Annotated in this window: 30 protein-coding genes; 26 read left to right on the top strand and 4 right to left on the bottom strand. The window is 42.6% G+C overall.

The features are described 5' to 3' along the window. The 12 genes from rpmH to serS all read left to right on the top strand — a co-directional run. Positions 1-88: 50S ribosomal protein L34 (rpmH, locus tag K5677_RS04985; protein WP_296725395.1), on the top strand; the 88-nt coding region annotated here is incomplete at its 5' end. 67 nt (positions 89-155) lie between these two features. Beyond that, a complete protein-coding gene (gene rnpA / locus K5677_RS04980) occupies positions 156-524 on the top strand; it encodes a ribonuclease P protein component (RefSeq protein WP_296725393.1) in 369 nt (122 codons plus the stop codon). Then, a complete protein-coding gene (yidD, locus tag K5677_RS04975) occupies positions 521-805 on the top strand; it encodes a membrane protein insertion efficiency factor YidD (protein ID WP_296725390.1) in 285 nt (94 codons plus the stop codon). The genes rnpA and yidD overlap by 4 nt, the downstream gene beginning before the upstream one ends. A 12-nt stretch (positions 806-817) precedes the next feature. Further along, positions 818-1,936, top strand: coding sequence for a YidC/Oxa1 family membrane protein insertase (locus tag K5677_RS04970; RefSeq protein ID WP_296725387.1), 1,119 nt, complete (start codon positions 818-820; stop codon positions 1,934-1,936). 20 nt (positions 1,937-1,956) lie between these two features. After that, positions 1,957-3,048 (top strand): RNA-binding cell elongation regulator Jag/EloR, encoded by a 1,092-nt coding sequence (gene jag, locus K5677_RS04965; RefSeq protein ID WP_296725384.1) that lies wholly within the window; start codon positions 1,957-1,959, stop codon positions 3,046-3,048. Between the two features lie 298 nt (positions 3,049-3,346). After that, a complete protein-coding gene (gene mnmE / locus K5677_RS04960) occupies positions 3,347-4,708 on the top strand; it encodes a tRNA uridine-5-carboxymethylaminomethyl(34) synthesis GTPase MnmE (protein WP_296725381.1) in 1,362 nt (453 codons plus the stop codon). A gap of 33 nt (positions 4,709-4,741) precedes the next feature. After that, positions 4,742-6,631 (top strand): tRNA uridine-5-carboxymethylaminomethyl(34) synthesis enzyme MnmG, encoded by a 1,890-nt coding sequence (mnmG, locus tag K5677_RS04955; RefSeq protein ID WP_296725379.1) that lies wholly within the window; start codon positions 4,742-4,744, stop codon positions 6,629-6,631. Further along, complete coding sequence (gene rsmG / locus K5677_RS04950) at positions 6,621-7,325, top strand: 16S rRNA (guanine(527)-N(7))-methyltransferase RsmG (RefSeq protein WP_296725378.1); 705 nt, start codon at positions 6,621-6,623, stop codon at positions 7,323-7,325. The genes mnmG and rsmG overlap by 11 nt, the downstream gene beginning before the upstream one ends. A 118-nt stretch (positions 7,326-7,443) precedes the next feature. Then, positions 7,444-8,256: a ParB/RepB/Spo0J family partition protein gene (locus K5677_RS04945; RefSeq protein ID WP_296725375.1), complete on the top strand. Its 813-nt coding sequence runs from the start codon at positions 7,444-7,446 to the stop codon at positions 8,254-8,256. 108 nt (positions 8,257-8,364) lie between these two features. Then, positions 8,365-9,192 (top strand): ParA family protein, encoded by an 828-nt coding sequence (locus K5677_RS04940; protein ID WP_296725373.1) that lies wholly within the window; start codon positions 8,365-8,367, stop codon positions 9,190-9,192. A gap of 16 nt (positions 9,193-9,208) precedes the next feature. Then, the gene (locus tag K5677_RS04935; protein ID WP_296725371.1) at positions 9,209-10,063 is read left to right on the top strand and encodes a ParB/RepB/Spo0J family partition protein; all 855 of its coding nucleotides are present in this window, start codon (positions 9,209-9,211) and stop codon (positions 10,061-10,063) included. 13 nt (positions 10,064-10,076) lie between these two features. Then, a complete protein-coding gene (serS, locus tag K5677_RS04930; protein ID WP_296725368.1) occupies positions 10,077-11,369 on the top strand; it encodes a serine--tRNA ligase in 1,293 nt (430 codons plus the stop codon). 55 nt (positions 11,370-11,424) lie between these two features. Here the strand turns inward: serS and K5677_RS04925 are convergent, their stop codons facing one another. After that, positions 11,425-11,532: a DUF3789 domain-containing protein gene (locus K5677_RS04925; RefSeq protein ID WP_296725366.1), complete on the bottom strand. Its 108-nt coding sequence runs from the start codon at positions 11,530-11,532 to the stop codon at positions 11,425-11,427. Between the two features lie 253 nt (positions 11,533-11,785). Here K5677_RS04925 and K5677_RS04920 point away from each other — a divergent pair, with 253 nt between their 5' ends. The 8 genes from K5677_RS04920 to K5677_RS04885 all read left to right on the top strand — a co-directional run bounded on the left by K5677_RS04920 (position 11,786) and on the right by K5677_RS04885 (position 18,580). Further along, a complete protein-coding gene (locus tag K5677_RS04920) occupies positions 11,786-12,943 on the top strand; it encodes an FprA family A-type flavoprotein (RefSeq protein ID WP_296725364.1) in 1,158 nt (385 codons plus the stop codon). Positions 12,944-12,965: 22 nt separating this feature from the next. Continuing rightward, positions 12,966-13,169: a ferredoxin-thioredoxin reductase catalytic domain-containing protein gene (locus K5677_RS04915; protein WP_296725362.1), complete on the top strand. Its 204-nt coding sequence runs from the start codon at positions 12,966-12,968 to the stop codon at positions 13,167-13,169. A gap of 2 nt (positions 13,170-13,171) precedes the next feature. Further along, positions 13,172-13,618 carry a GNAT family N-acetyltransferase gene (locus K5677_RS04910; protein WP_296725360.1) on the top strand — a complete coding sequence of 149 codons (447 nt, stop codon included), beginning with the start codon at positions 13,172-13,174 and terminating at the stop codon, positions 13,616-13,618. Between the two features lie 18 nt (positions 13,619-13,636). Then, entirely contained in the window at positions 13,637-13,957 is a 321-nt protein-coding gene (gene trxA / locus K5677_RS04905) for a thioredoxin (protein WP_296725358.1), read from the top strand. 151 nt (positions 13,958-14,108) lie between these two features. Then, positions 14,109-14,603 carry an RNA polymerase sigma factor gene (locus K5677_RS04900; protein WP_296725352.1) on the top strand — a complete coding sequence of 165 codons (495 nt, stop codon included), beginning with the start codon at positions 14,109-14,111 and terminating at the stop codon, positions 14,601-14,603. Further along, positions 14,593-16,392 (top strand): hypothetical protein, encoded by a 1,800-nt coding sequence (locus K5677_RS04895; RefSeq protein WP_296725350.1) that lies wholly within the window; start codon positions 14,593-14,595, stop codon positions 16,390-16,392. The genes K5677_RS04900 and K5677_RS04895 overlap by 11 nt, the downstream gene beginning before the upstream one ends. Before the next feature lie 100 nt (positions 16,393-16,492). Further along, positions 16,493-17,239: an exodeoxyribonuclease III gene (locus K5677_RS04890; RefSeq protein WP_296725347.1), complete on the top strand. Its 747-nt coding sequence runs from the start codon at positions 16,493-16,495 to the stop codon at positions 17,237-17,239. Positions 17,240-17,389: 150 nt separating this feature from the next. Continuing rightward, entirely contained in the window at positions 17,390-18,580 is a 1,191-nt protein-coding gene (locus tag K5677_RS04885) for a glycoside hydrolase family 5 protein (RefSeq protein ID WP_296725345.1), read from the top strand. Between the two features lie 36 nt (positions 18,581-18,616). Here K5677_RS04885 and K5677_RS04880 read toward each other — a convergent pair whose 3' ends face one another. Both K5677_RS04880 and K5677_RS04875 read right to left on the bottom strand, forming a co-directional pair. Then, on the bottom strand, positions 18,617-20,542 hold the full coding sequence (locus K5677_RS04880) for a hypothetical protein (RefSeq protein ID WP_296725342.1): 1,926 nt from the start codon (positions 20,540-20,542) through the stop codon (positions 18,617-18,619). Further along, a complete protein-coding gene (locus K5677_RS04875; protein ID WP_296725340.1) occupies positions 20,539-21,117 on the bottom strand; it encodes a sigma-70 family RNA polymerase sigma factor in 579 nt (192 codons plus the stop codon). The genes K5677_RS04880 and K5677_RS04875 overlap by 4 nt, the downstream gene beginning before the upstream one ends. A 213-nt stretch (positions 21,118-21,330) precedes the next feature. On the opposite strand from K5677_RS04875, the gene K5677_RS04870 reads away from it, so the two are divergent. The 6 genes from K5677_RS04870 to K5677_RS04845 all read left to right on the top strand — a co-directional run bounded on the left by K5677_RS04870 (position 21,331) and on the right by K5677_RS04845 (position 25,476). Continuing rightward, positions 21,331-21,798: a DUF2975 domain-containing protein gene (locus K5677_RS04870; protein WP_296725338.1), complete on the top strand. Its 468-nt coding sequence runs from the start codon at positions 21,331-21,333 to the stop codon at positions 21,796-21,798. A 14-nt stretch (positions 21,799-21,812) separates the two neighbouring features. Further along, positions 21,813-22,019: a helix-turn-helix transcriptional regulator gene (locus K5677_RS04865; RefSeq protein WP_296725336.1), complete on the top strand. Its 207-nt coding sequence runs from the start codon at positions 21,813-21,815 to the stop codon at positions 22,017-22,019. Between the two features lie 109 nt (positions 22,020-22,128). After that, positions 22,129-22,425, top strand: coding sequence for a hypothetical protein (locus K5677_RS04860; RefSeq protein ID WP_296725334.1), 297 nt, complete (start codon positions 22,129-22,131; stop codon positions 22,423-22,425). A gap of 1 nt (position 22,426) precedes the next feature. Continuing rightward, on the top strand, positions 22,427-22,801 hold the full coding sequence (locus K5677_RS04855; protein WP_296725332.1) for a hypothetical protein: 375 nt from the start codon (positions 22,427-22,429) through the stop codon (positions 22,799-22,801). Beyond that, positions 22,794-24,308: a DUF4173 domain-containing protein gene (locus K5677_RS04850; protein ID WP_296725330.1), complete on the top strand. Its 1,515-nt coding sequence runs from the start codon at positions 22,794-22,796 to the stop codon at positions 24,306-24,308. Before K5677_RS04855 ends, K5677_RS04850 begins: the two co-directional genes overlap by 8 nt. A gap of 247 nt (positions 24,309-24,555) precedes the next feature. Continuing rightward, positions 24,556-25,476, top strand: a complete 921-nt coding sequence (locus K5677_RS04845; protein ID WP_296725329.1) for a glycosyltransferase — start codon at positions 24,556-24,558, stop codon at positions 25,474-25,476. A 686-nt stretch (positions 25,477-26,162) separates the two neighbouring features. On the opposite strand, the gene K5677_RS04840 is transcribed toward K5677_RS04845, so the two are convergent. After that, the gene (locus K5677_RS04840) at positions 26,163-26,702 is read right to left on the bottom strand and encodes a hypothetical protein (protein WP_296725327.1); all 540 of its coding nucleotides are present in this window, start codon (positions 26,700-26,702) and stop codon (positions 26,163-26,165) included. Positions 26,703-26,848: the final 146 nt, after the last annotated feature.

The raw sequence follows: 26,848 nt of genomic DNA, 5'->3' as shown, positions 1-26,848 counted from the left end.
CGGCTTCATGAAGAGAATGGCTACTAAGAACGGCAGAAAGGTTTTAGCTCGTAGAAGATCTAAGGGCAGAGCAAGATTAACTCACTGACGAGGCTGACCACAAAATCTTTATTTTGTGGTCTTTTTTGTTAGGACGGCTATATGCAGGTGCAATTATGCTTTATACGGAAATATTGAACGATAATAAGGACTTCCTTGCTCTTTACAAAAAGGGCAGGTATGCCGCTTCAAAATACTCGGTCATATATGTAAGACCAAACGGAAAGCCCTTTAACCGCCTCGGTATAACCGCAGGAAAAAAAGTGGGCAATGCCGTCTGCCGCAACAGAGCCAAAAGGCTTATACGCCTTGCCTATCGGAATGCTGAGGTAAATCTTCCTGTGGGCATGGATATAGTTATAGTGGCAAGAACTGCTATTTGCAGTATAAAATCAGACGAATACTGCGGCTATATGAACAAGTACGGGGTTAATGACATCAATAAGATGTTCAGAAGCTTCGATAACAAGAATAAGCGTGTATGAAATATATTGTTCTGGGGCTGATAAAATTTTACAGAAGATTCATATCTCCCCTTTTTCCCCCTAAATGCAAGTATTATCCTACTTGCAGCACTTATGCATTGAAAGCTGTTGAGCGCTTTGGTGCAATAAGGGGCTCGGCTCTTGCTGTATGGCGGATACTCCGCTGTAACCCATGGTCAATGGGCGGTATAGACCATGTCCCCGAAAAATTTACTTTCAGAGTCAGGAAGTATGATTATATCGATCCTGATTATTCGGAAGATGACAACAAAATGAATTAAGAGGGATTAATATTGAACGCACTTTATGATATTATCGGTGTGCCTTTCGGCTATCTGATGAGACTTATTTATTCGATATGCAATAACTATGCCGTGGCTATCATTCTGTTTACGGTAGTTACGAGAATACTGCTGCTGCCTGTCAATTACAAGACGCAGAAGGGCGCGGCAAGAATGCAGCTTCTTAGCCCGAAGCTGGAAAAATTAAAGAAAAGTTTCGCCAATAATCCGCAGAGATTACAGGAAGAGCAGCAGAAGCTGTATCAGCAGGAGGGCGTGAACCCTATGGGCTCTTGTCTCCCCGCATTTATCCAGATGTTCCTCCTCTTTGGCGTTATTGACGTTATTTATAAGCCTGTGACACATATCCTTGATATTTCTAAGAATATCATTGATGAAGCCTGTGGTATTGCAGGTGTTGATACCAGAAACCTCAGATGCGAGCTCATGACTATGGAGCACCTGAGAGATAACGGCGACAAGTATGTTTCTCTTGGCGAGAAATTCTTCTCAAAGGTAACTGAGTTCAACGAGAAATTCACCCTTTTCGGTGCTAATCTCGGAAAAACACCTACTATCCATCCCGATTCTTGGACTAAGGAAGCCATAATCCTTGTGACTATCCCCTTCCTTGCAGGTCTTTCTCAGCTTCTTGTATCTGTTTACAGTCAGATACATCAGAAGAAAACTAACCCGACAATGCAGCAGGCAGGCGGCGGCTGTATGTCAGTTATGATGTACGGACTTCCTCTCCTCTCTATATGGTTTGCATTTCAGGTTCCGGCAGGTATCGGCTTCTACTGGATATGGTCATCAATCTTTTCATTCGTCGTAACCTTTGCGCTTAACTGCTACTTTACTCCCGAGCGTATAAAGGTGATAAATGAAAAGGAAAAAGAAAAAGCAAGAATATACGCAGAAAAACATCCGAATAAGAAATCATTCATGCAGAAAATGCTTGAGCAGCAGGCTGCTCTCGAACAGCAGAACGGCGGTTCATCATCAGGCAAGGCAAATGGCGTTTCACGCTCAGAGCAGAATAAGGTGAACCGTGACAAGCTCAAGGAAGCAAGAAAGCGCATGGCTGAAAAATACGGCGATTCTTATGAGGACAATGATGATGAGGATTGATTCCTCAGGGAGGTATAAGTATGACTGAAATTTTCACAGCAAGATCAATCGAAGAAGCAAAAGAAATGGCAGCTAAGAAATTCGGAAAAAGTATCAGTGAGATCAAGTTTGAGATACTCGATGAAGGTAAAAAGGGACTTTTCGGCATAGGCTCAAAGGAAGCAAAGGTAAAGGCTACTGTTGCAGATGCTGCACCTGCTGCTGCTCCTAAGGCAGCTGCTGAAGCTCCAAAGGCTCCTGTAACAACTGCTCCTGCACCTAAGACTGAAGAGCCTGTAACAAAGACTGTCGCAGAGCCAAAGCCCGTTGTAACTACTGAAACAAAGGCAGAGGAAAAGGCTGCTGAGGAAAAGAAGGAAACAGCTGCTGAACCGGCTGAGAATCCTGCTGAGGCTGTAGACGACGAGGAGGCTTACTCACTTGATAACTTTACTCTTATTGAGGACGAGTCTCTTGTAAATCCAAAGGTAAAGCTTGCAAAGGACTATATCACAAGTATCCTCAGAGCTATGGACGTTGATGTTGAGTTTCAGGTATATCAGAATGAAACAGGCGCAGTTATCAATATCGAAAGCAATAATAACGGTGCTATAATCGGCAGACGCGGAGAGACTCTCGATGCTATCCAGTATCTCTGCTCTATCATCGCAAACAAGGGTGACAAGGACTACTACAGGATCACAATTGACTGTCTCGGCTACAGAAGCAAGAGAAAGGAAACTCTTGAGCAGCTTGCAGCTAAGGTGGCTAAATCTGTTCTCAGAACAGGCAGATCACAGCCCCTTGAGCCTATGAATCCATATGAGAGAAGAGTTATACACTCTGCTATCTCAAATATTGAGGGAGTTTCTTCACGCTCAGTTGGTGAAGAGCCATACAGAAAGATAATCATTTCTTCCAATAACCCCAGAAGAGGCGGCGGAAGACGCGATAATCGCCGTGACGGCGGCAGAAGAAACGACAGACGCGGCGGAGAAAGAAGAAACCGCGACAGAGAGGTAAACATGGAGCGCAGAAGCGTTGACCTCTCAACAAGCTTTGAAAAGGACTATAAGAGACCAAAGCCTGAGGACGAGATACAGGGCGGTCTCTACGGTAAGATAGAGTTATAATCGCTGGAAACAATAGTTTTATTCTGTTGTAATTTCATCGCAAAAAGTATTTTTTAGGGGACGCCTTCACTTGCAAGGCGTCCCCTCTCAAAAAACAGTCCACTGGACTGTTTTTTGATTCACCCCTTGCGAGGCGCTTGATAACTTGTGGGGCTTTGCCCCACGCCCTACCAGAGGCGCTGCCTCTGGACTCTGCCAAAGGAACACAGTCCCTTTGGAATCCCTTTCATTGGATAAAACAACTTTTTCGATAAGCTGACAACGGCATTATGCCGTTGTTTTTTTAGGAAGTGATAAAATGTCAACTATAGCTGCTGTTTCAACTCCGAATGCAATGGGAGGAATAGCTGTTATACGCATTTCTGGCGAGGACGCAATAAAGGTTGCAGAGAGGATATTCTCCCCTTACGGCGATAAAAAAGTAGCTGACATGGCAGGCTACACCTGCGCATACGGGATTGCTCATGACGGTGATGAAAAGCTGGACGATTGTATACTGACAGTGTTCCGTGCGCCTCACAGCTATACAGGCGAGGACATTGCGGAGCTCTCATGTCACGGCGGTCTTTATGTTACAAAGAGGGTGCTGCGTGCAGCTCTGGCAAATGGTGCTGTCAATGCTGAGGCGGGTGAGTTCACAAAGAGAGCTTACCTCAACGGAAAGCTTGACCTTATGAAAGCCGAGGCGGTCATGGATATAATCTCGGCAAAGGGCGAACGCGAAATGAAAATGGCAGAGAATCTTCGTGAGGGTGCTGCTTATAAAAAAGCTAAAAAGTGCTCGGATAAGCTTATGAAAATACTGGGAGACCTTGCGGCATGGGCTGATTATCCCGAGGAGGATATTCCCGAGGTCAGACCTGATGTTCTTTCTGATGAGCTCAAAGAGATAAGGGACGACCTTCACTCACTGGTGAAGAACTACGACAGCGGCAGGATACTTCGTCAGGGTGTTGCTACGGCTATTATAGGACGTCCGAACGTAGGAAAGTCAACGCTTTTCAATTGCCTCAGCGGCTGTGAGAGGAGCATCGTTACTGAGATAGCAGGTACTACTCGTGATATAATTGAGGAGTCAGTTCGGATAGGTGATATTACGCTGAGACTTTCAGACACAGCAGGAATACATGAAACTGACGATGTTATTGAGGGTATCGGAGTTGACATGGCTGAAAAAATGATAGGTTCTTCTGAATTGGTCATTGCTGTTTTTGACGGAAGTTGTCCGCTGACGGAGGACGATCAATATTTAATTAATAAAATTAATAAAAATAATACAATAGCTGTGATAAACAAAAATGACGTTGAACAAGCTATAGATGATTCTCTGCTGAAAAGTAAAATTAAACATATCGTATATTTGTCAGCTAAGGAAAATACCGGAGTAGAACAGCTTCATGATTGTATTGAGGAGATATTTAAGCTGAATGAAGCTGATTTTGGTACTGCTACTGCTGCAAATGAACGTCAGAAAAAGTGTATCGATAAAGCACTCGAAGGTATTGAAAGTGCTATTTTATCACTTGAAATTGGTGAAATGCTTGACGCTGTAAATATTCTTCTTGATGAAGCTGAGCAATCGCTGTTACAGCTTACTGGAGAAAAAGTCACGGACGCAGTTGTGGACGAAGTGTTCTCACGCTTCTGCGTCGGTAAATGAAATGTTTCATGTGAAACACAAGGAGGGAGAAAATTGACATATAAAATGGGTGAATTTGACGTTGCAGTTGTTGGCGCTGGTCATGCCGGTGTGGAGGCGGCTCTTGCTTCTGCAAGGCTTGGCTGTAAAACTGTTATGTTCACAATTTCGCTGGATCAAATTGCAAATATGCCTTGTAACCCGTCCATAGGCGGAACTGCAAAAGGTCATTTAGTACGTGAAATAGACGCTTTAGGCGGAGAAATGGGCAAAGCAGCTGATAAATGCTTTATTCAGAGCCGTATGCTGAATCGTGGAAAAGGTCCGGCAGTACATAGCCTTAGGGCACAGGAAGATCGTGTGAAGTATCATGAGTACATGAAAAATGTCTGCGAAAATCAAAAAAAACTCTATATAAAGCAGGCTGAGATTTCTGAAATAATAACTGAAGATAATAAGATCGTCGGTGTTAGAACTTCACTTGGTGCTGAATATGCTGTCAAATCTGTCATAATTGCAACAGGTACTTACCTCAAAGGAAAGATTCACATCGGAGAGGTTTCATATGAAAGCGGTCCTGATTCGGCTTTGCCGAGTAAATATTTATCAAAAAGTCTTGAAGAAAACGGAGTTGAGCTTCGCAGATTTAAGACAGGAACTCCGTGCCGTGTTAATAAAAGAAGTATTAATTTTGATATAATGGAAAGGCAAGACGGCGATGAAAAAATTGTACCTTTCTCGTTTGAAACAGAAGCGCAGGGGCTTGATAATAAAGTAAGCTGTTATATTACATATACCAACAGTAAAACTCATGAAGTGATACTCTCAAACCTTGACAGGTCACCATTGTACTCCGGAAGAATAGAGGGAGTAGGTCCAAGATACTGTCCGTCTATTGAGGACAAAATTGTAAGGTTTTCAGACAAACCAAGACATCAGCTCTTTGTTGAACCAATGGGATTATCAACAGAAGAGTACTATTTGCAGGGAATGTCGTCGTCGCTGCCAGAGGACGTGCAGCTTGCATTTCTGCGAACAATAGACGGACTGGAGGACGTAGAGATCATGCGTCCTGCATACGCAATAGAGTATGACTGCTGCAACCCAAATCAGCTGCTTCCAACCCTTGAATTCAAGAATTTAAGTGGACTTTACGGTGCAGGACAGTTCAATGGAAGTTCAGGATATGAGGAGGCTGCTGCACAGGGTATAGTTGCAGGTATAAATGCAGCATTAAAAATCAAAGAAAAAGAACCGATGATACTTGACAGAGCCAGCTCTTACATAGGTACTTTGGTTGACGATCTTGTAACAAAAGGTTGTGCGGATCCATACCGAATGATGACATCACGCAGCGAATACAGACTTATTTTACGTCAGGACAATGCTGATCAAAGACTGACTCCTATCGGTTATAAGATCGGGCTTATTCCTCCTGAACGCTATGAAAAGCTTCGTGATAAGGAGCGTTTGACTGCTCTTGAGATTGAACGATTATCTAAACTAAATGTTTCTCCTTGTGAAAGCTTAAATAATTTTCTTGCAGAAAAGGGTACTTCTCCTTTAACTACAGGCTGCAAAATGACTGATCTTATTCGTCGTCCGCAGATAAATTATAACGATCTTGCTTCTTTTGATAAAGATAGGCCTGATCTTGACTGGGAAGTATGTGAGCAGGTCGAGCTCCAGATCAAATATGAGGGATATATACAGAAACAGCTTGCTCAGATTGAACAGATGAGAAAAATGGAATCAAAGAAACTTCCTCCAGATCTGGATTATAGCCTGATTTACGGGCTTCGTCTTGAAGCTGTAGAGAAGCTTAACAAGATCAAACCGCTTTCAATCGGCCAGGCTTCCCGTATTTCCGGAGTATCTCCTGCTGATGTATCAATGCTTGCTGTATGGCTTATGCATGAGAAAGGAGAAAAAAATGCTACCTGATTATGCATTATCTTGCGAAAAATTCTTACAATGCGGTATTGAACTTTCATGTGAGGCTTATGATAAATTTGAGGTTTATGCTAAATTTCTTGTTGAATACAATGAAAAAGTGAATCTCACCGCTATAACAGAGCCTATGGAGGTGCTTTGCAAGCATTTTATTGATTCTGCAAGCTTACTAAAATATATAGATATTCCCCTTGATTCTACGCTTATTGATGTTGGAACCGGCGCAGGTTTCCCTTCTGTTCCGGTAAAGATACTTCGTCCGGATATAAAACTCACTCTTCTTGATAGTCTGAATAAAAGGATTGATTTTCTTGTTCAGCTCTGTGAAAAGCTTGATATTCAGGCAAATTTCGTTCATGGAAGAGCTGAGGACTTCTCAAAGAGTGCAGAATACCGTGAAAATTTTGATTTTTCATGTGCCCGTGCTGTAGCAAATCTCAGTACTCTGAGTGAGCTTTGTATACCATTTGTTAAGGTTGGAGGATCTTTTATTTCAATGAAGGGTCCAAACGAAGATGTTTCATGTGGAACAAATGCAATAGAAATTCTTGGGGGAAAATTAGAAAATATCTCAGATTACAGTATTTTCGATGAAAAGCGACGTATCATTACTGTTAGAAAAATATCGCAAACTCCGATAAAATATCCGAGAAATAGCGCTCAGATAAAGAAGAAAGAGCTTTAATAAAACTAAATATTGTCAAAAAAACCGCAGTTTGCTCGAAAAACTGTGGTTTTTTTGTATAGAAAATATTTCCAGAGAGTGTTATTATAAAGTAAGAATTTATTACGGAGGTCATAAAATGGCAGGTTTTTTAAATTTTACTAAAGAAAAATTGGTAAACAAAGTTGTTGAGATCAATATTGACGAAATAGTTCCAAATCCGCATCAGCCTCGAACTGATTTTAACGAGGATATAACGTCACTTGCAGAGTCTATTGCACAGAACGGTATCTTACAGCCCCTTTCAGTTCGCAGAAAGGATAATCACTATGAACTTATTGCCGGTGAGCGTAGACTGCGTGCTGCAAAAATGTGTCAGTTTACAGTTGTACCTTGTATAATACATGAGGTCAGCGATCGCCATTCGGCAGTTCTTGCCCTTGTTGAGAATATTCAGCGTCAGGATCTGTCTTTCTTTGATGAGGCTTGTGCAATAGAAAAGCTGATTACTCACTATGGTATGACGCAGGAGGACGCTGCTGCAAAGCTTGGGAGAGCTCAGAGCACTATTGCAAATAAGCTTCGACTGCTTCGACTTACGGAAAAGGAAAGAGAATTTATAACTAAATATGGGCTTACAGAAAGACACGCACGTTCCCTGCTTCGTCTTGGTAGTTCTGAGGATAGGTTGTTTATACTTGGAAAAATAATAAAAAATAATTTAAATGTTGAACGTTCTGAGAAATTAATAGATGAATTTATTGGAAGCCACCGCGATAAAGCAAGCTACAAAAAACGTTCACTTGTTTTTCAAAATGTAAAAATGTTTGTAAACACTATAAACAAGGCAGTTGAGACTATGCAGGCTGCGGGTATATCTGCTGATTCTCGAAAGATCCAGAACGAGGATTATATTGAGTATCGTGTACGCATACCAATTCAAAAGAAATAAACGTATATTGTTTCATGTGAAACATTTTTTATAAAAATTCTCGTTTCATATTTACATTATAAGAAAAAAGTGGTATAATATTATAAGTAAATCTGAAAGGAAGATAGTATGGGCAAAATAATTGCTGTTGCTAACCAGAAGGGCGGCGTTGGAAAAACTACAACCGTTATAAATATCGCTGCTTATCTTGGCTCAAGAGACTTCAAGGTCCTTTGTGTGGACGCCGATCCACAGGGCAATACGACTACAGGCTTTGGAATAAAGAAAAAGTCCGTCAGTGCATCGACCTATGATGTTATCACAGGAAAGACTCGTATTCAGGAAGCTACTGTTCAGACCGAGTTTCAGAATGTATCAATAGTTCCGGCAACTGAGGCTCTGGCTGGCTGTGAAATAGAGCTTGCTGAGTATGAGAACAGAGTCAACAGGCTGAAGATGCAGATACTGACCTGTAAAGACGACTTTGACTATATTTTTATAGACTGTCCGCCTGCTCTTGGAACAATAACTATCAATGGTCTTGTCGCCTGTGACAGTGTTATAGTACCTATGCTTGCGGAGTTCTATGCTCTTGAGGGACTTTCACAGCTTGTGAATACCATTAAAATAGTTAAAAATAATTATAATCCTGCTCTTGAGATAGAGGGCATACTTTTTACCATGTTTGACGGCAGACTTAATGTTGCAAATGATGTTGTAGCTGAGGTCGAGAAGTACTTCCCCGATAAGTTGTTCAAGACAAAGGTGCCGAGAAATGTTCGTATTTCCGAAGCTCCCAGTCACGGCAAGCCTGTGATGTACTATGATAAAGCGTCAAAGGGTTCGGAGTCCTATGAGCTCGTTTGCCATGAGATACTCGGCGAACCGCTGGAGCTTCCAAAAAAGAAAAAGATCTTCTCTTTCAAGAAAAACAGGAAAGGAAAACGTTCGTCTTGACGAATGAGGATAACATATGGCAAAAGGCGGTTTAGGCGCAGGTCTTGACTCGCTGTTCAATGATAACAGCAATGAGGTACAGGTCAAGAAAACTCTGCGCGTATCTGAAATAGAGCCAAATCGTGACCAGCCGCGTAAGGTATTCAGCGATGAGGCGATAACAGCTCTTGCGGATTCTATCCGTGAGCACGGAATGCTCCAGCCAATACTTGTCCGACCTATTAGTACGGGCGGCTATCAGATAGTAGCAGGCGAGAGAAGATGGCGCGCGGCAAGAATGGCAGGGCTGGACGAGGTTCCCGTAAATATCCGCGAGCTCTCCGATTTGGAGACCATGCAGATAGCTATTATTGAGAACCTTCAGCGTGAGAATCTCAATCCCGTTGAAGAAGCAGCAGGCTATGCTGAGCTTATAGATAAATACGGCATGACACAGGAAAAGGTCGCAAAAATGGTGGGACGCTCACGTTCTGCTGTAGCAAATGCGGTGAGACTTCTCTCACTTCCCGAAAGAGTGCTCAAAATGCTTGAAAACGGGGATATATCAGCAGGTCATGCAAGAGCACTTCTTGGATTTGAGGACGAGGAAATGCTGATTGCAACGGCTCTGAGAGCCGCTGACGGCGGACTTACAGTTCGTCAGGTAGAGAAGGCTGCACAGAAGTCAGCAGAGCACAGTGATGAAGCGGCTGTAAATGCTTCAAACAAAAAAATCGACAATTATTTCAAGGAAATGGAGCTCTCACTTAACGAGCGCCTCGGCAGAAAGGTCAAGGTTGATTACGGTAAGAACAAGGGAGCACTCATCCTTGAATTTTATGATAAAAATGACCTCGCAGCTTTAGCAGACAAGCTTGCAAAAGAGGACTAAGGAGAAGAAAAAAATGATCGACATTAAGCTTATCAGAACTAACCCGGAGATGGTAAAGGAAAACATCAAGAAGAAGTTTCAGGACGAAAAGCTGGAGCTCGTTGACAAGGTAATCGAGCTGGACAAGCAGTACAGAGAAACTAAGCTTGCCTGCGATAACCTGAGAAATACACGTAATGTAAAGAGTAAAGAGATCGGCGGTCTTATGAAGAACGGTCAGAAGGACGAGGCTGAGAAGGTAAAGGCTGAGGTCTCTGCAATGGGCAAGGAGCTCGAGGAGAAGGAGCAGCTTGAAGTTAAGCTTGAGGCTGACATTCGCGAGATTATGCTCGTTATCCCTAATATAATCGACGACAGTGTTCCGATAGGAAAGGACGACACTGAGAACGTTGAGGTCGAGAGATTCGGCGAGCCTGCTGTTCCTGCATTTGAGGTTCCTTACCACGTTGATATCATGGAGAAGCTCAACGGTATCGACATCGACAGCGCACGTAAGACAAGCGGCAACGGTTTCTACTATCTCTGCGGAGACATCGCACAGCTCCAGAGCTGTATTCTTTCTTACGCAAGAGACTTCATGATAGATAAGGGTTTCACATATTACATTCCGCCATTTATGATAAGAAGCAACGTTGTTACAGGCGTTATGAGCTTTGCAGAAATGGAAGGCATGATGTACAAGATAGAGGGCGAGGATCTCTACCTTATCGGTACTTCCGAGCATTCTATGATAGGAAAGTTCATTGATACTATAGTTCCTGAGGAGGAGCTTCCTAAGACTCTCACAAGCTATTCACCTTGCTTCCGTAAGGAGGTAGGCGCTCATGGTATCGAGGAGCGCGGTGTATACCGTATCCACCAGTTTGAGAAGCAGGAAATGGTAGTTGTATGTAAGCCTGAGGAGTCTATGGACTGGTTCCACAAGCTCTACAGCTATACAGTTGAGTTCTTCCGCACACTTGATATTCCTGTACGTACACTTGAATGCTGCTCGGGTGACCTTGCAGACCTTAAAGTTAAATCTATTGATGTTGAAGCATGGTCTCCTCGTCAGAAGAAGTACTTCGAAGTAGGAAGCTGTTCAAACCTCGGTGATGCACAGGCAAGACGTCTCGGAATCAGAGTAAAGGCTGCTGACGGAAGCAAATACTTCGCTCATACGCTCAACAATACAGTTGTTGCACCTCCGAGAATGCTCATCGCATTCCTCGAAAACAATCTTAATGAGGACGGTTCTATCCGTATTCCAAAGGCACTTCAGCCATATATGCGCAAGGACATAATCAAGGTCCCTGAGAAGAAGTAATTAGTATAATGAGCGGTACAGTTCAGCTGTACCGCTTTTTTTGTTGTAAGTTGCGTCAGCGGCGGTCGATGTGTTCATCACCCCATTTTGCCGCAGTGCAGAGGCACATCGTTACTACGCCCATACTTCCGCCGAATATACTGCCTAAAATAAAACTAAGCATGAGTTACTCCTTTGCATGAATAGCATATGACGGCAGCGGAGACACTCCGTACGCCGCTTGTTTCTGATATTATTATGCTCAGTTTATTTTTATATAATCAAATCCGTGCAGGAATATTATTTGTTTTGTGCGGCATAATAAAAGAAAAAAACTTTAAATTTGTTGCAAATGCCACTATTCAATAATGCTTATTTATGTTATACTTAATAAGTAATACGGAATATCCGTAAATAATTGAAAAGAGGTATTACCAATGAATAAAATAACCAATGACATTTACTATATCGGAGTAAACGACCATGAGCTTGACCTCTTTGAGGGACAGTACGACGTGCCCAACGGCATGGCTTATAATTCATATATCATCGTTGACGACAAGACAGCTGTATTCGATACAGTTGACTGTAATTTCACTGAACAGTGGCTCGGCAATATCGCTGAGGTCCTCGGTGACCGCAAGCCTGATTACCTTATTGTTCAGCACATGGAGCCGGACCACTCTGCAAACATAAAGAGCTTCCTTGAAAAATACCCCGAGACTGCTGTTGTAGGCAACGCTAAGACATTTACTATGATAGAAAATTTCTTTGAGGGACTTACTATTGCAAACAAGCTTGAGGTCAAGGAGGGTGATAAGCTCTCACTGGGAAAACATGAGCTTTCATTCGTGTTTGCTCCGATGGTACACTGGCCAGAGGTAATGTTCACATACGACAGTACAGACAAGGTACTCTTCTCAGCTGACGCTTTCGGAAAGTTCGGAGCTCTCGACACTGATGAGGACTGGGCTTGCGAGGCTCGCCGCTATTACTTCGGTATCGTAGGCAAGTACGGCGTACAGGTTCAGGGTGTTCTGAAAAAGGCTGCTGCACTTGATATCCAGACTATATGTCCGCTCCACGGACCTGTTCTCAACGAGAATTTAGGCTATTATCTCGGTCTTTACAACACATGGTCAAGCTATGGTATAGAGTCCGAGGGCGTATTCATCGCTTATACATCGGTTTACGGCAATACCAAGAAGGCTGCCGAGCTTCTCAAGGAAAAGCTTGAAGCAAAGGGCTGCCCTAAGGTAGCTATCGCTGACCTTGCAAGAGAGGATATGGCTGAGTCAGTTGAGGACGCATTCCGCTACGGAAAGCTTGTTATCGCTACTACAACTTATAATGCGGATATATTCCCGTTTATGAAGCACTTTATTCTCGACCTCACCGAGAGAAATTACCAGAACCGCACTATCGGTATCATCGAGAACGGAAGCTGGGCAGCTACTGCTGCTAAGGTTATAAAGTCCATGTTCGAGAAGTCAAAGAACATTACATGGACAGACACAACAGTATCAATAAAATCAGCTGTTAAGGCTGCAAATATAGAGCAGTTAGACGCTCTTGCAGATGAGCTGATGAAATAAAAAGTTCAAAGGGGGACTGAATATGAAAATTACACTCAATCCCGACAAAGAAGTTGTTGACAGAATAAAAGATGGTCTTAAAAAGAAGGACGGCTATTGCCCGTGCAGACTGCAAAAGACTCCTGAAAACAAGTGTATGTGCAAGGAGTTCCGCGACCAGATAGCAGACCCGAATTTTGAGGGCTTCTGTCACTGTATGCTCTATTACAAATCACTGGAAGACTGATTATGCTGACCATAAGCAAGGTATATAAGGACACTCCGCTTGCTCAGGAGCTCATGCAATTCGTTGAGGAATGCTCATGGCATGAGGTAAAGGAGCACATCGCTGATATGCTCAGGTCGTGGGAGTTCACAGACTGGGAGTGTATGTTTGCCGCAATTCAGGACGGAAAAATAGTTGGTATGGCTTCAATAATGAAAACGGACTATTACCCTCTGCCTGATATATACCCGTGGATATCCTGTATCTTCGTCACGGAGAGCGCAAGGGGACACCGTATCAGCGGACAGCTCATAGACTTCGCCAACGGATACGCGAGGGAGCTTGGCTTCACAAGGAGCTATATACCCACGGAATATACAGGACTTTATGAGAAGTACGGATATGAATATATCCATGACATAATCAATTACGGCGGCGGAACAGACCGCCTTTACGCAAAGGAACTTTAATAAACAGGAGGTAAAAACATGAGAGAAGTAGTTATCACAAAGGAAAATTTTCAGAGGGAAGTGCTGAACTATAAGGATACACCTGTATTGCTTGATTTCTGGGCAATGTGGTGCGCACCGTGTATGGCACTTGGTCCGATAATCGAACAGATCGCTGATAAATATGACGGCGAGGTAAAGGTCGGCAAGGTAAATGTTGACGAGCAGCCCGAGCTTGCTTCGGCATTCAGAGTTGACAGTATTCCTATGCTTGCAGTATTAAAGGACGGACAGATAGTTAATCAGGCAGTAGGACTTCGCCCTGAAGAGGACATAGTTGATATGTTCAGGAACGTTTGATGATACGATATTAAATAAAACTCAGCTCACTGACTATATATCAGTGAGCTTTGATTTTTTCGGAATAATTATTTTTTATTTTGCACGGAAATGCTCCTCATGATTGTATATATTAGTGAAGCGACGCTTCCGACGGAAAGGAGGAATACCCATGAATGATAATTCAGCGCTGTACGCATTCAATAAATTCGGCGATACTGTCCTGCGGACCGCTTTTGCCATGACGGGAAGCTACACCGAGGCAGAGGACATCACGCAGGAGGTCTTTCTGAACCTCCATGCAAGACCGCAGGATTTTGAGTCCGATGAACACATGAAAGCATGGCTGCTGAGGTCAGCCATAAACCGCTGCAAAAACCTGAGAAAAAGTGCCCGTATGATAAAAAATTCTCCCCTTGACGAGTCTCTCGAAAACACTCTCAGCTGTGAATTCACGCCGAGAGACAACGAGATAAGAGAGATGATAGCAAGGCTTCCCGAGAAGTATTCATCTGTGATATTCCTCTATTATTTCGAGGAGTACAACGTCAGAGAGATAGCAAAGCTTATTGGAAAGAATGAAAATACGGTGAGCTCGCTTTTGCAGCGCGGAAGAAAGAAACTGAAAACAGAGCTTGAAAAGGAGGGCTATATTTATGAGACCTAATGAGTATAATGAGCTTCTGAAAAAGATAAGGTGCAGTGATGATTTCCGCAAAAGTATGCAGGAAAAGCTGAGCTCAGCTCCCGATGAGATTACAGAATACGGTGAAAGCGTAAGCGGTACAGACGTCATTACAGCAAAGCACAGCTGGGGCAGATTTGCAGCCATTGCAGCAGCATTCGTGCTTGTATGCGGAGCTGTGGGCGGCGGAGCATATCACCTTGCAAATGTCAATAATACAACAAAAGAAAGTTCAGATATATCAGAAGCAGTACAATATGCTTCCATATACAGCAGGCTGAAAGCAAATAAGGAACTGTACCATGGCAGTATAATTTTTAAGGAAGATCAAAAAGTAAGATTTCGCACTGACAGTCTTGATATTGAACCATTCATAAACTACATGGATAAGTTCGATACAGATAATATGATAGATGCGGAGGATTTCGATGAGACCGGAAGAAGCATAACCATAGATTTCTACGAAAAAAAGTGCGATGAAGAGTTTGCGGCTAAGCTCGAGCAGGCAGCTGCCGACGAGACAATAAATATGATAAGCCTTTACGATGAAGCAAGCTATAATTTTACGCTTTATAATAATGGCTGTTATACAATGACAGATAATGAATACAACAGAACCACATATCATTGTTTTACCGACGGAGAAAAGGTGTTCAATGATATTCTTGAGATGTATGTTGACGATGAAATGCTTGAGCGTATCAACACAGTTTCAAAGACAGAAATGATGACAGCTCTCCAAAAAGGCTTTGACAACTATAATGACGGCAAAGCTTATTACTATCCTGCAAACTCAAACGAGCCCATAGATTGTATTGTCGGCGACCGCAGCGGCTTCAGGGACGAGCTCTGGAAGTTTGAATGGGAAAGAGCAGGTATACCGTCAGGTGATGTTGATTTCTATTATCTGGGCTTTACAATTAATGTAGACGGCTATATGCAGATATACATTGACGATATGGAGAATAATTACAAGCTGAAAAACGACAGCGATCTTGAAGCATTCAGAGCTGTTCTAAAAAAGCATCTCTCCGCAATTACTGAATTTGATAATGTTACCCTTTCAAAGCAATATGTGCTTGATATGTTTGATGATAATTACACTGACGGCAAAGCTCAGTATAGCTTTTTCAACGGACAGATCACAGAAAAAGAAGAATGCACCGTAACTAATGTCGAAGGCTTGAAAGATGAACTCTCAGACCTTGAATGGATAGTATACATTGGTGAAAGAGATGAAAATGATGCGTTCAATGATTACTACTATGACTATATTGCAGGAGTCAGAATAAGCTTAAGCGGTTATATTTATCCTCAGAGCAGAAGCAAATATAATGCTGTTATTAAACTTAAAAATGAAATTGAGCTTGAAATGTTCAGAAGTATCCTTGATAGGCATATTGAATTTAAAAATTTTGGAAGAGTTGCTTCAAGGAGAGAGGTACTTGATGCGTTTAATAAAGAGTATAACGGTGGAGAAGCCAAGTTCCGCCTTGACAGCGGACAGTTCACAGGCGATACAAAATGTATCGTAACTGATATTGAAAGCCTGAAAAATGAGCTTGCAGACCTTAAATGGGTGACCTGTAGAATTGATGAGCCGCAGATATATGAAAATTTCTATGTTGCAGGCGCTCTCATAAGCAGAAATGGCTATATATACCCACAGAGCGCAGGCACACATCAGTGCGCATATAAGCTTAAAAATGAAAGCGACGTTGAGAAGCTCTGTGAGCTTCTGGATAAGTATATAGAGATAAAGAGCGAATAAAGAACATTTGAAAGTTGCATTTTTTATTATGATATGCTATAATTAGAGAAAGTCTCCGCAGTCGGTATGGCTGCGGAGAAGTTTTTTCGGAGGTATAACAATGAAGCTCATATCATGGAACGTAAACGGCTTTCGTGCTTGTCTGCAAAAGGGCTTTGAGGACTTCTTCAAGGCTGTGGATGCTGATATATTCTGCTTACAGGAAACAAAAATGCAGCCCGATCAGGCGGACTTCAACCCCGAGGGCTACCACATATATTTTCACAGCGCTATAAAGAAGGGCTACTCGGGAACTGCCGTTTTCAGCAAGACTGAGCCCATAAGCGTGACCTATGGTATCAACGGCACTCACCTTGACGAGGGGCGTGTCATCACCTGCGAGTACGAGGATTTTTACTTCGTGTGCTGCTATGTGCCAAATGCTCAGGACGGTCTCAAGCGTATCGACTACCGCATGGAATTTGAGGACGACATGAGAGCTTATCTCTCTGACCTTGACAAGAAGAAGCCTGTTGTATACTGCGGCGACCTGAATGTTGCCCACAACGAGATAGACCTGAAAAATCCCAAGACCAACCGCGGCAATGCAGGCTTCTCCGACGAGGAGCGCGGCAAGTTCACGGAGCTTTTAGGTGCAGGCTTCACTGATACATTCAGAAAGCTCTATTCCGATACAGTAACATATTCATGGTGGTCATACCGCTTTAAAGCCCGTGAGAAGAACGCAGGCTGGCGTATAGATTATTTCGTGGTGTCTGATAGGTTTATGGAGCGAGTTAAGGATTCCGAGATACTTACCGACATCATGGGCAGCGATCACTGTCCTGTAATGCTTACCATAGAATAAATAGACGGGTACATAATGTACCCGTTTTGGCTATGGTGAAAAAAAGCCGCTTTTTTATTGCATATAATCTCATTTGTGCCTATTTCAGTTGAAATGGGACTATCTCATATGATATAATTATCATAACAAAATAGTGGAGGAGACCTATATATGAGAAAGAATGACTATGGGGATTACAAGGTCTCAGCTGCGGATATTGCTGAAAAAATGGGAGCCGGCTGGAATTACGGGAACACTCTTGAGGCAAACTTTGACGGTGTGCCCGATGAGACTGTATGGGGAAATCCAAAGGCTTCTCAGGAAATGGTCAACGCTGTTGCGGACGCTGGATTCGGCACGGTGAGAATACCCATTTCCTATCTTAACAAAATAGACGACAGCAACGGCTTCAAAATAGACACAGACTGGCTTGAGCGTATTGTCGAGGTAGTGGATTACTGCTACAACAGGGGACTATTTGTTATTATCAATATCCACGGCGACGGATACCATACGATCGACGGCAGCTGGCTTCTCTGTGACGGAAAAGACCAGAGCTTCATCAAGGAAAAATATGCGGCGGTATGGCGGCAGATAGCCGAGCGTTTTGCCGGTTACGACGAGCACCTTATTTTTGAGAACATGAATGAGGTCTTTGACGGAGTATACCACGAGCCGGTACCCGAATACTATGAGAATATCAATGACTACGCGCAGATATTCGTGGATACTGTCCGCAGTACAGGCGGCAATAATACTCACCGCTGGCTGCTGGTGGCAGGCTGGAACACTGATATAAGCTACACCTGCGGAGGCTATGGATTCAGGCTTCCCGACGATGACCTGAATACTGCAAACGAGAACAGGCTCATACTGTCCGTTCACTGCTATGACCCGTGGGAATACTGCGGTGATGACAAGAAAAAGGTATACCTATGGGGCGAAAAGGGACATGAGATAATAGAGCTCAGTCACGCCGATCCCTGCAATATGGCAGATTGGGGCGATGAGGAACACATCAAGTCTCAGTTCTCTATGCTCAAGAGAAAATACATCGACAAGGGCATACCTGTAGTTATGGGTGAATTCGGCTGTATAGACAGAACCCACAATGAGTTTCCCGACAGGATAGCCGAGAACCGCGCCTACTACGACGGCTTTGTGGCAGGTACAGCGGCGCAGAACGGCATAACGCCAGTTTACTGGGATAACGGCTACAACGGCAAGCACGGCTTCGGACTTTTTGACCGCAGGACCCTTACACAGACTCAGCCCGAGCTTATAGAGGCTATTGTCTGCGGCGTAAAGAACAAGGACCCCATGTCAGGGCGTGAAGCGCTGATACACAGATACACAGTATAAAGCAAAAAGCTCCCGATAATTCGGGAGCTTTTCCTGTTATTTATAGTTTTCCAAGCTGGTGTCGAACCAGCTCATATCCTGTTCGGGAACAGGTTCTGCCTTGTCATTGAACTTTACATCGAAGTACATTTCAACCTCATTTATATCTCCGTTTTCAAGGTACGAAATATCTAACATTGGTATTCCTGTTTCCTTGTCGATGTAGAGCAGATACTTATCTCTTTCATATTCATCATAATCCTTTTCGGGACGCTTGCCTTCAATAATATAGCAGTCTCTGCCCTCAAAGTTTATCTCGCCTGTGATATTCCATGTACTGAAATCATAGAGGTAATTGATTACTAATCCTTCTCCGTCAGGGCAAAGAGTATTCTTAATCATGTGAGAATCATAGAAGGACTCATGTCCGGAATTTAATCTGATCGCTTCAAAGCCTTTGTATTTATCGGCGTCACTGTCACGATAAAAGTAATTATTCCAGTGAGACCATTCATATTCTTTTCCGTTGGATTCATCTCCGTCAAGATCCTCTGGATTATACCAGGAATAGAGTTTTTCGCCGTCACAGTAGTCTTCGCTTTCTTTTTCATGTTCGGGATCAATATTCTTTTTAGCATATTCAGTCATGCTTGTAATGTCATCACTGCCGTTGTATCTGTCGCCGTAATATCCATAGCTGTATGATCTTGCGGCTCTGTTATCTGCATAGATAACATTGAAATGTGCAGAATAGTCTTTTACTTCAGCAGGAGAATCATCGGGAACTTTATAGAAAATTGCATATTTTGCGCTTATCTTGTCATAAAGGTCAACGCTGTTCATCATCTTGTCTACAATATCAAGCTTCTGCTGGTCAAGTTCGGGACCTGTGGGCTCTAAATCGTCAATAATCCATTTGCCGTCTCTGTTTACCACCTTCATGGACATATCGTACTTGTTAGGAATATTGGTGAATTCGTACTTTACGACAGCAGTGAATGAATCATCGGTGATGTCGTATATCTCCGCAGGCTCGTTCTTGTATTTATAGAATTTATAGGTGGAATTGATGTGATCATTGCCTTCATTGTCACAACCTAATGAAGAACAGTAGAGCTTTCCGTTATACATGGCGTAAGTACCGAAATCAGGGCACTGCTCAATATCCTGTCTGTATGTGCGGTTAGACTCATAGTTTGTAAGCTCCTCGCCTATAAGATCGGGGAACTGCTTGTCGATAAGGCTCTGTGACATAAAGGAAAGAGCCTTATCCATTACCTCATCGGTATTGCTGAATTTCATTCCTATTTCGTAGTGCTGATATTCCCAGCGACCAAGAAAAGTATAATTCGGGTAATCGAGGGGATCGCCATTACCGAGCTCATAATAGAGGTAATCAAATGACTGACCAGCTTCTTCGTCTATTCTTTGGCGCTCTTCATATATTTTATCTAAATAAGCGTCATATTCTTCCTCGGACATCTTACCAAGCTCTTCATCGTTCATATCTTCATCGGGATACTTAGGCATGATGTCGTAGTCGAAAGGCTCAAGGAAGTCCTCATATTCCTCAAGGAGACTCTCTGCGGTCTGACGGTATTCTTCAGTACGGGGATCCTCGCTGATTTCTGTAACAGCGTTTGATATATCCTCAGAGGAAGTTGCAGGAATGTCAGGAACGTCATTTTCACCGTTTTTAAGCTGTTTTGAGATATTATATCCGCCGAAGCTTCCTGCGCCTATAAGGAGCGCCAGTGAAGCCGCAATGGAAGCAGTCCTCCACTTCGGGCGCTTGTATCTTTCAACGCCGCTTACCTCTGTTTCTGTATTGAAATCTGTATTTGTGCTGTCTGTTATATTGTACTTTCTCTCGCTCATGGCATACATTCTCTCCTTTTCTTCATCAGTGAGTACGGGGAAATCCTGAGCGAGCTCGTCGATAGTTTCGTCATCGATATTAATGAAAAGATCATTGTCTTTCATATCAAGCCCTCCTTTGTGATACCTGCTTCTGTGAGCAAAATGCGGAGCTTTTGCTTTGCACGGCTGCTGCGTTTCTGCACGGCTGCCGCTGACATAGAGATGCTTTTTGCTATTTCTTTTGCGGTGCGGTTGTAGTAATACTGCTGAATGATAATAGTAGAATCGGGATCGCCAAGCTCTTTTATCTTGTCGAGAATAATTCTGGACTGCTCCTTGCGTTCGGTGTTTTCGGTAATATCATCGCTGCTTTTGAGATCATTGATAGTATTTTCATCAACATAAGCTGTCCGGCTGTTTCGGGTGCTTATCCTGCGGAAAGCGTCGATAGCCGTATTTCGCGCAACAGCTCCTATAAATCCTTTGATATTGTCGGAAAAGTCCGTATTATTATCAAGGTGCTTGTATATCTTCATAAATACGTCACTTACACATTCTTCAACGTCCTCGCGGTTTCCGCAGCTTTTAAGGACGCTTAATGAGATAGTGTAGACGTAGTTGCAGTATTTATCAAAGACCGCCCTGTGGCATTTCTGAACAGAGTCTGCCATTAGTAAGCGCAGCTCATTGTCTGTCATCAGGAAATCCTCCTTTGTTGAATGCATTCACTAATATAGACGAAAGTAATATAAAGAATCAGACATAATATTTTAGCATTTTTTTGAAAAAAATACAAGTTCCATGAGAAACAGAAAAAAATTATTGAAAAACGATAATTTTCTATTGACAAATGATATTTTGTGTGTTATACTATAGTCACAGTAAGAAAACAGAAAAGGGAGAGCGTATTTATGTGGAACAAGGATAAATCACTTTTTTTATCGCGGATACTGACTGTTACAGCAGCCTTTGCAGCTGTTTTCATAGCGTTCTTTATCCCTACTATGTCTGACTGGTACGTATACGAAATGGCTTCCGAAGCAGAGAGTATTTTATCAAGGGATACAATGTTCGTACCTATGTGCGTGACACTGTATATATGCGATATACTGGCACTTGCAGCACTGTGGAAGCTTCATGTGCTTCTCAGGAATATCAGCAGGGACGAGGTTTTCGTCGAACAGAACACAGCCTGTCTCAGGTGGATCTCATGGATCTGTATGGGCGTGGGAGCAGCCCTCATGGTGTTCGGGCTCTGGAGCTCAATATTCGCCTTTTTTGGTATGTGTGCAGTGATGTTCGGACTTATAATGAGAGTTCTAAAGAATGTATTTGAAAAGGCAGTAGAAATAAAGTCGGAAAACGACTTTACCATATAACGGAGGTGTTTTTCATGCCGATCGTAGTAAATCTTGATGTAATGATGGCAAAGCGAAAGATATCCTCTCAGGACCTTGCGGAAAAGGTGGGTATCACAACCGCGAATCTTTCAATATTGAAAACAGGCAAGGCAAAGGCAGTGCGCTTCTCGACACTGGAGAGAATATGCGACGAGCTTGACTGTCAGCCCGGAGATATACTGGAATACAAGCGAGAGTAAGCAAAGCCGGAAATAACGGATATGGGGAAGCAGAAAGAGCTTCTGCCGTACCGTGGTAAATATAATGCCTATTATGCATATATTTTTAATAAATAAAGGTGGTGCTGTTATGAAAAAGAATGAGGTTATCAAGCGTGAACTGAAGTACACATACGGCATAGATATTGCACTGTGTGTGTTCAATTTTCTCATATGCTCCGTGCTCTGTGCAGGGGGCAGCGAATGGCTAAATATCGCAGGAGTTATAGCATTTGTTACAGCAATACTTCCAATAGGCTTTAAACGGCTTTACTGCAAGGACGAGCCTACGCCAAGATCTGTGGAGATAATAATGGCGGTATACAGGATAGCGCAGGTCGGACTTATACTTTACGGTATCGACTATTTTCTCATAGCAGGAGTATGATATGAAGGTAAGCTGGAAAAGAACATTGATATGGCTTGCAGCAGCCCTTGCTCTGCTTTTTATACCATTCGGCTTTGTTTTTGGAGTCTATGCGGCAATGGTATTTATATGCTATCTGGCAGCTTCGCTGACAATCACAGTAAAAAAGGACGCAAGGCCTTATATCCCGTTTTCGATAGCGGCTGTGCTACAGGCGATATTAGTGACGATGATCTACAGCTCTGATATTAATTTTTCCGACGGCAATTCGTTTTTAGTCGCAGGAGCTTTCATGATAGTATTATTATATGTGCCGTTTCTGCTGATAATGGCTGCTGTGGTGTATTTCTGCGGCAAAGACAAGGATAAAAAAGAAGGAGGACATAACAATGAATAACAACATCTATAACGGACCGCAGGCTCAGTACATTCCTCAGCCTGTAACAGAAAAGATCAAGGAAAAGCCTGTATATTCAAAGGCAGAGGTCATTCTTTCGGTATTTGTATTTATAGCGGCTTTCTGCTTTATGAGATACGTTGTGTTCCATGCAATGGGCTTTATTACAACAGGGCTTTACATCGCTATTATTACCGCGGCAATAATCTATCTGAGAAAAAAGGAATGCAGCTTCTCACTCTTTAATAAGGTCCTTACAGGAGTGCTGTATGCGTTCACTATAGTATTCTCAATAACCGCAAATAACTTTATCAAGACTCTTGATGCACTGTTCCTTTTCGGCGCAGGAGCTTACCTTATATACTCCGTAGGTGCGGATAACAAGAACGTCGAGCGCTTTCTGCCCTTCGCACTGTGCAAGGCGATATTTGAGTATCCTTTCTCTAATTTTGAAAAGCAGGCAACTATAACCTCTGACTCTGTCTCAAAATCAAAGGCTGGCGCAAATGTAAAATACATCATTATAGGACTTCTTATAACAGTGCCGCTGACAGCTGTCGTAGCAGCTCTGCTCATGTCCGCAGATGACGGCATGGAGCGTATGCTCACGAAGATATTTGACAGGATATTCCGCGAGGAGCTCTGGAACATTATATTACAGCTCGGCTTAGCTATCCCCTGTTCACTGTATCTTTTTAGTATGTTCTATACAAACACTTACCGCAGCGGAGTAACTCCACTTGACGAAAACCGCTGCAAGCAGAGCCTTTTCAATATGCGCTTTGTAAGCAACCTCATCGTGTACACAGCGGTAACTCCCATATGCATACTCTATGTGCTGTTTTTCATCTCACAGGCAAGCTATTTTCTTTCAGCCTTCGCAGGAAATTTGCCTGATGGCTATACCTATGCCGACTATGCAAGGAAGGGCTTCTTTGAGCTTTTTGCAGTAGCTCTCATTAATCTCGGAGTAATTTGCTTTATGAGTCTGTTTTCAAAGAAAGCAGGCAGAGAAAAGACAAAAGCGCTCAAATTCTACAGCATTATCATCAGCGTATTCACAATAATACTCATATCCACAGCCATGAGCAAAATGGTGATGTATATTGACAACTATGGTCTCACAAATCTGAGAGTTTACACAAGCTGGTTTATGGTGCTTCTTGCGATAACCTTTGTAATGGTCATAATCAAGCAGTTTAAATTTGATATGCAGTTTGCAAAGCATTTTTCAATAATGTTTACTATAATGTTTGCGATCCTCTGTTTCTCACGCCCCGAGGCTATTATAGCAAGATACAATATCGAGATGTTCAAATCCGGATATCTTGACGAGCTTGACATAGACGCCATACTCGAAATGTCAGATGATGCACTCCTTGTAGCTCTTGACGAGGGAGAGGCAACTGCCGAGGAGATAAATGAGCATAAGGAAAAACTCTATCAGCGCGGAGACTTCGGCAGATACAATATACCTGCACTTATAGTGGACAGTAAGACTGAATAATGACGAAAAGGGACGCAATGCGTCCTTTTTTGTCGCTGTATATGTGTATTATTGACATAAAGCTTGTAAAAAACAAGGTAGGTATATATGCAATACAAAGAAAAATAATACGAATTGCGATTTTTTCTTGAAATATAACCCTTAGTTGATGTATAATACTATCAGAAGAGTGAAGCTGCTCCATTCAGCATTCAGGAGCAAGGAAAGCTTTATAAGGGGAATTCCAAAAGGAGAATTCAGAAAAAACATGAAATGCAGTATTATTATCCCATATTCAGCTAAGTCAGACAAAACTATCCGATTATTTGATTCACTGGAGAGACAGGATTTTGACGAGAGCGAATATGAGCTCATATTCGTGAACTGCGGCAATAATAACGAGCTTGAAAGATATATAAACGAGCATGGTGCAAAGGTCAGAACGGTCTGTCTTAAAGCACCTGACGGAAGAGCAGGTCAGGCTAAGAATATTGGCATTAAGAAGGCTGAAGGAGAGCTTGTTATCTTCCTGAGCGGAGATGAGATAGCCTCTGAGAGCTTTGTATCGGGACACTATAACGGCTATAAGCAGGCTGAAAAGCCCGTTATGCAGTTTGGTCTTACAAAGCAGGTCTTTGAGGAAAACGACAGGTTTTATTATGAGATAAAGGAGCTTATCGGAAACGGTATCCGCTACTGGCTCACAGAGCCCGAAAGATACGGTCTGGATAAGCAGAAAAACTATTACTACATCAAGGATATACGCCTTGAAATGCTTGAACCATACAGATATGACTTCGATAAAGTCAAGTATAAAATGATATTCACCAAGACCTCTAACCTTTCTGTTCCTATGGAGTGCATAAGGCGCTGGGGCGGCTTTGAAGAGAGCTACCGCGGAGAGGAAGTCGAGGACTGGGAGTTCGGCTACCGCATGATGAAGAATAACGTGGATATAGTGTATAATTCACAGGTAGCAGTGCTTCACCTCTATGAGAAAGAGAGATACGACAGCAGACGATTCAGCGACTGGAAAAGCAATCTTGACTCAATGCTGAAAAAGTATAACGACAGTTTTCTCAATAAGCTCACAGAGTTCACAAGCTATTTTGATCCTGATGGAAAATACGATACAAGCAGAAATATCTGGCTTGATACCTACAAGCACCTTGAAATGGGTGCAAGATAAAATTGCAGGCTTCATGGGCTGTGATCCGTTCCCTTCCCTGTATTCGGAGTACAGCTCATAAAAATTAATAACCCGATCCTCCTCTTTCGGGTTTATTTCTCCCTAAAACTCCGCGCAAGCGGAGTTTTTTGCATATTAGAGTTTATAATTAGCTTATTTAGAATATGAACGGGATTCCTAAGGGACGTGTTCCTTAGGCGGAGTCCAGAGGCGGCGCCTCTGGCGGGTTTGGGCAGAGCCCAAAAACCGAAGGCGCTTCGCAAGGGTGAATTTCCAAAACAGTCCAGTGGACTGTTTTGAAAAGAGGGACGCCTTGCAAGTGAAGGCGTCCCTTGATTGAAACGATGTTTTTCCATGAAACGCAAAAAAACCCTTGACTTATATGCTATACAGTAGTAAAATAATTACAGCCATAGTCTGAACAAATGAAATGTAATATCAGAAGAGGAATTGGGTATGGATTAAAGATATCTTATCTGTATTTATTCCCTGTGATTTCATGGGGCATTTCAGGTTCAGGCTGTGGTAGATATAAACAGCCTTTTTCAGATCTGAATATGATTCAGTCTGCACTGCATATAAAAAAGCCCTTTGAGATGTCTCAAAGGGCTTTGTCATTTTAGATTTAAAGGGAAAGCGTATTGTAACGTTTCTGGTGATGAAGCATTTTGCGTCAGGCACAGAGCTTATTCAAAAACTACGCCCCAGCCTGCGCTGACCTTACGGTACAAACGCATTTTTTCCTTTTTCTTCTGCATTTTCAGCAGTGAGAATGCCAGTATGATAACCAGCAGAGTAAGTACAGCACCAATAACGACGCCGACTATAAGATTTGTCTTGAACATCAGCAGTGCTAATGCTACCCAGATGATAAGAGCAGCTACAAGTATTATAGGCAGACAGAATGAAGTAAAGCTTCTGTTCTTTACCTTTATGTAGTGCTGAATGTCCCTGATGCTAAAGCACTCGTAATTACGAGCGATAAAGTTATCGGGCTGAGCCCATTTGCAGAATGCGGCAAGATTTTCAAACTTTGCCGTATAATCCTGATAATCATGGAATTTTTCATTATATCTTGTGACGCGGTAGTAGACTATTACAGCCTGTCCCTGCTGCTCGGCATCCATTACGTGGATAATGGTACCGATGTCAGCCTGACCTCTCATTGCCTTGGTCACAAGGAACTTTCGGTCTATCGCTTCATCAATATTAAGCAAATAATTCATAGCAATCCCTTTCCTTAACGCGGATTAGTATATCGACTCTGCGAATATGCGCAGAAAATGTCGTAAGGTTTGATTTTTCGGAAAAAAGTTTATCATTAGATAAAAACATTATAACATATGTGAACAAAAAAAGCAATACCTAAACC

It is taken from the genome of Ruminococcus sp. (assembly GCF_024684275.1).
This window is presented reverse-complemented; position numbering and strand designations above follow the sequence as displayed.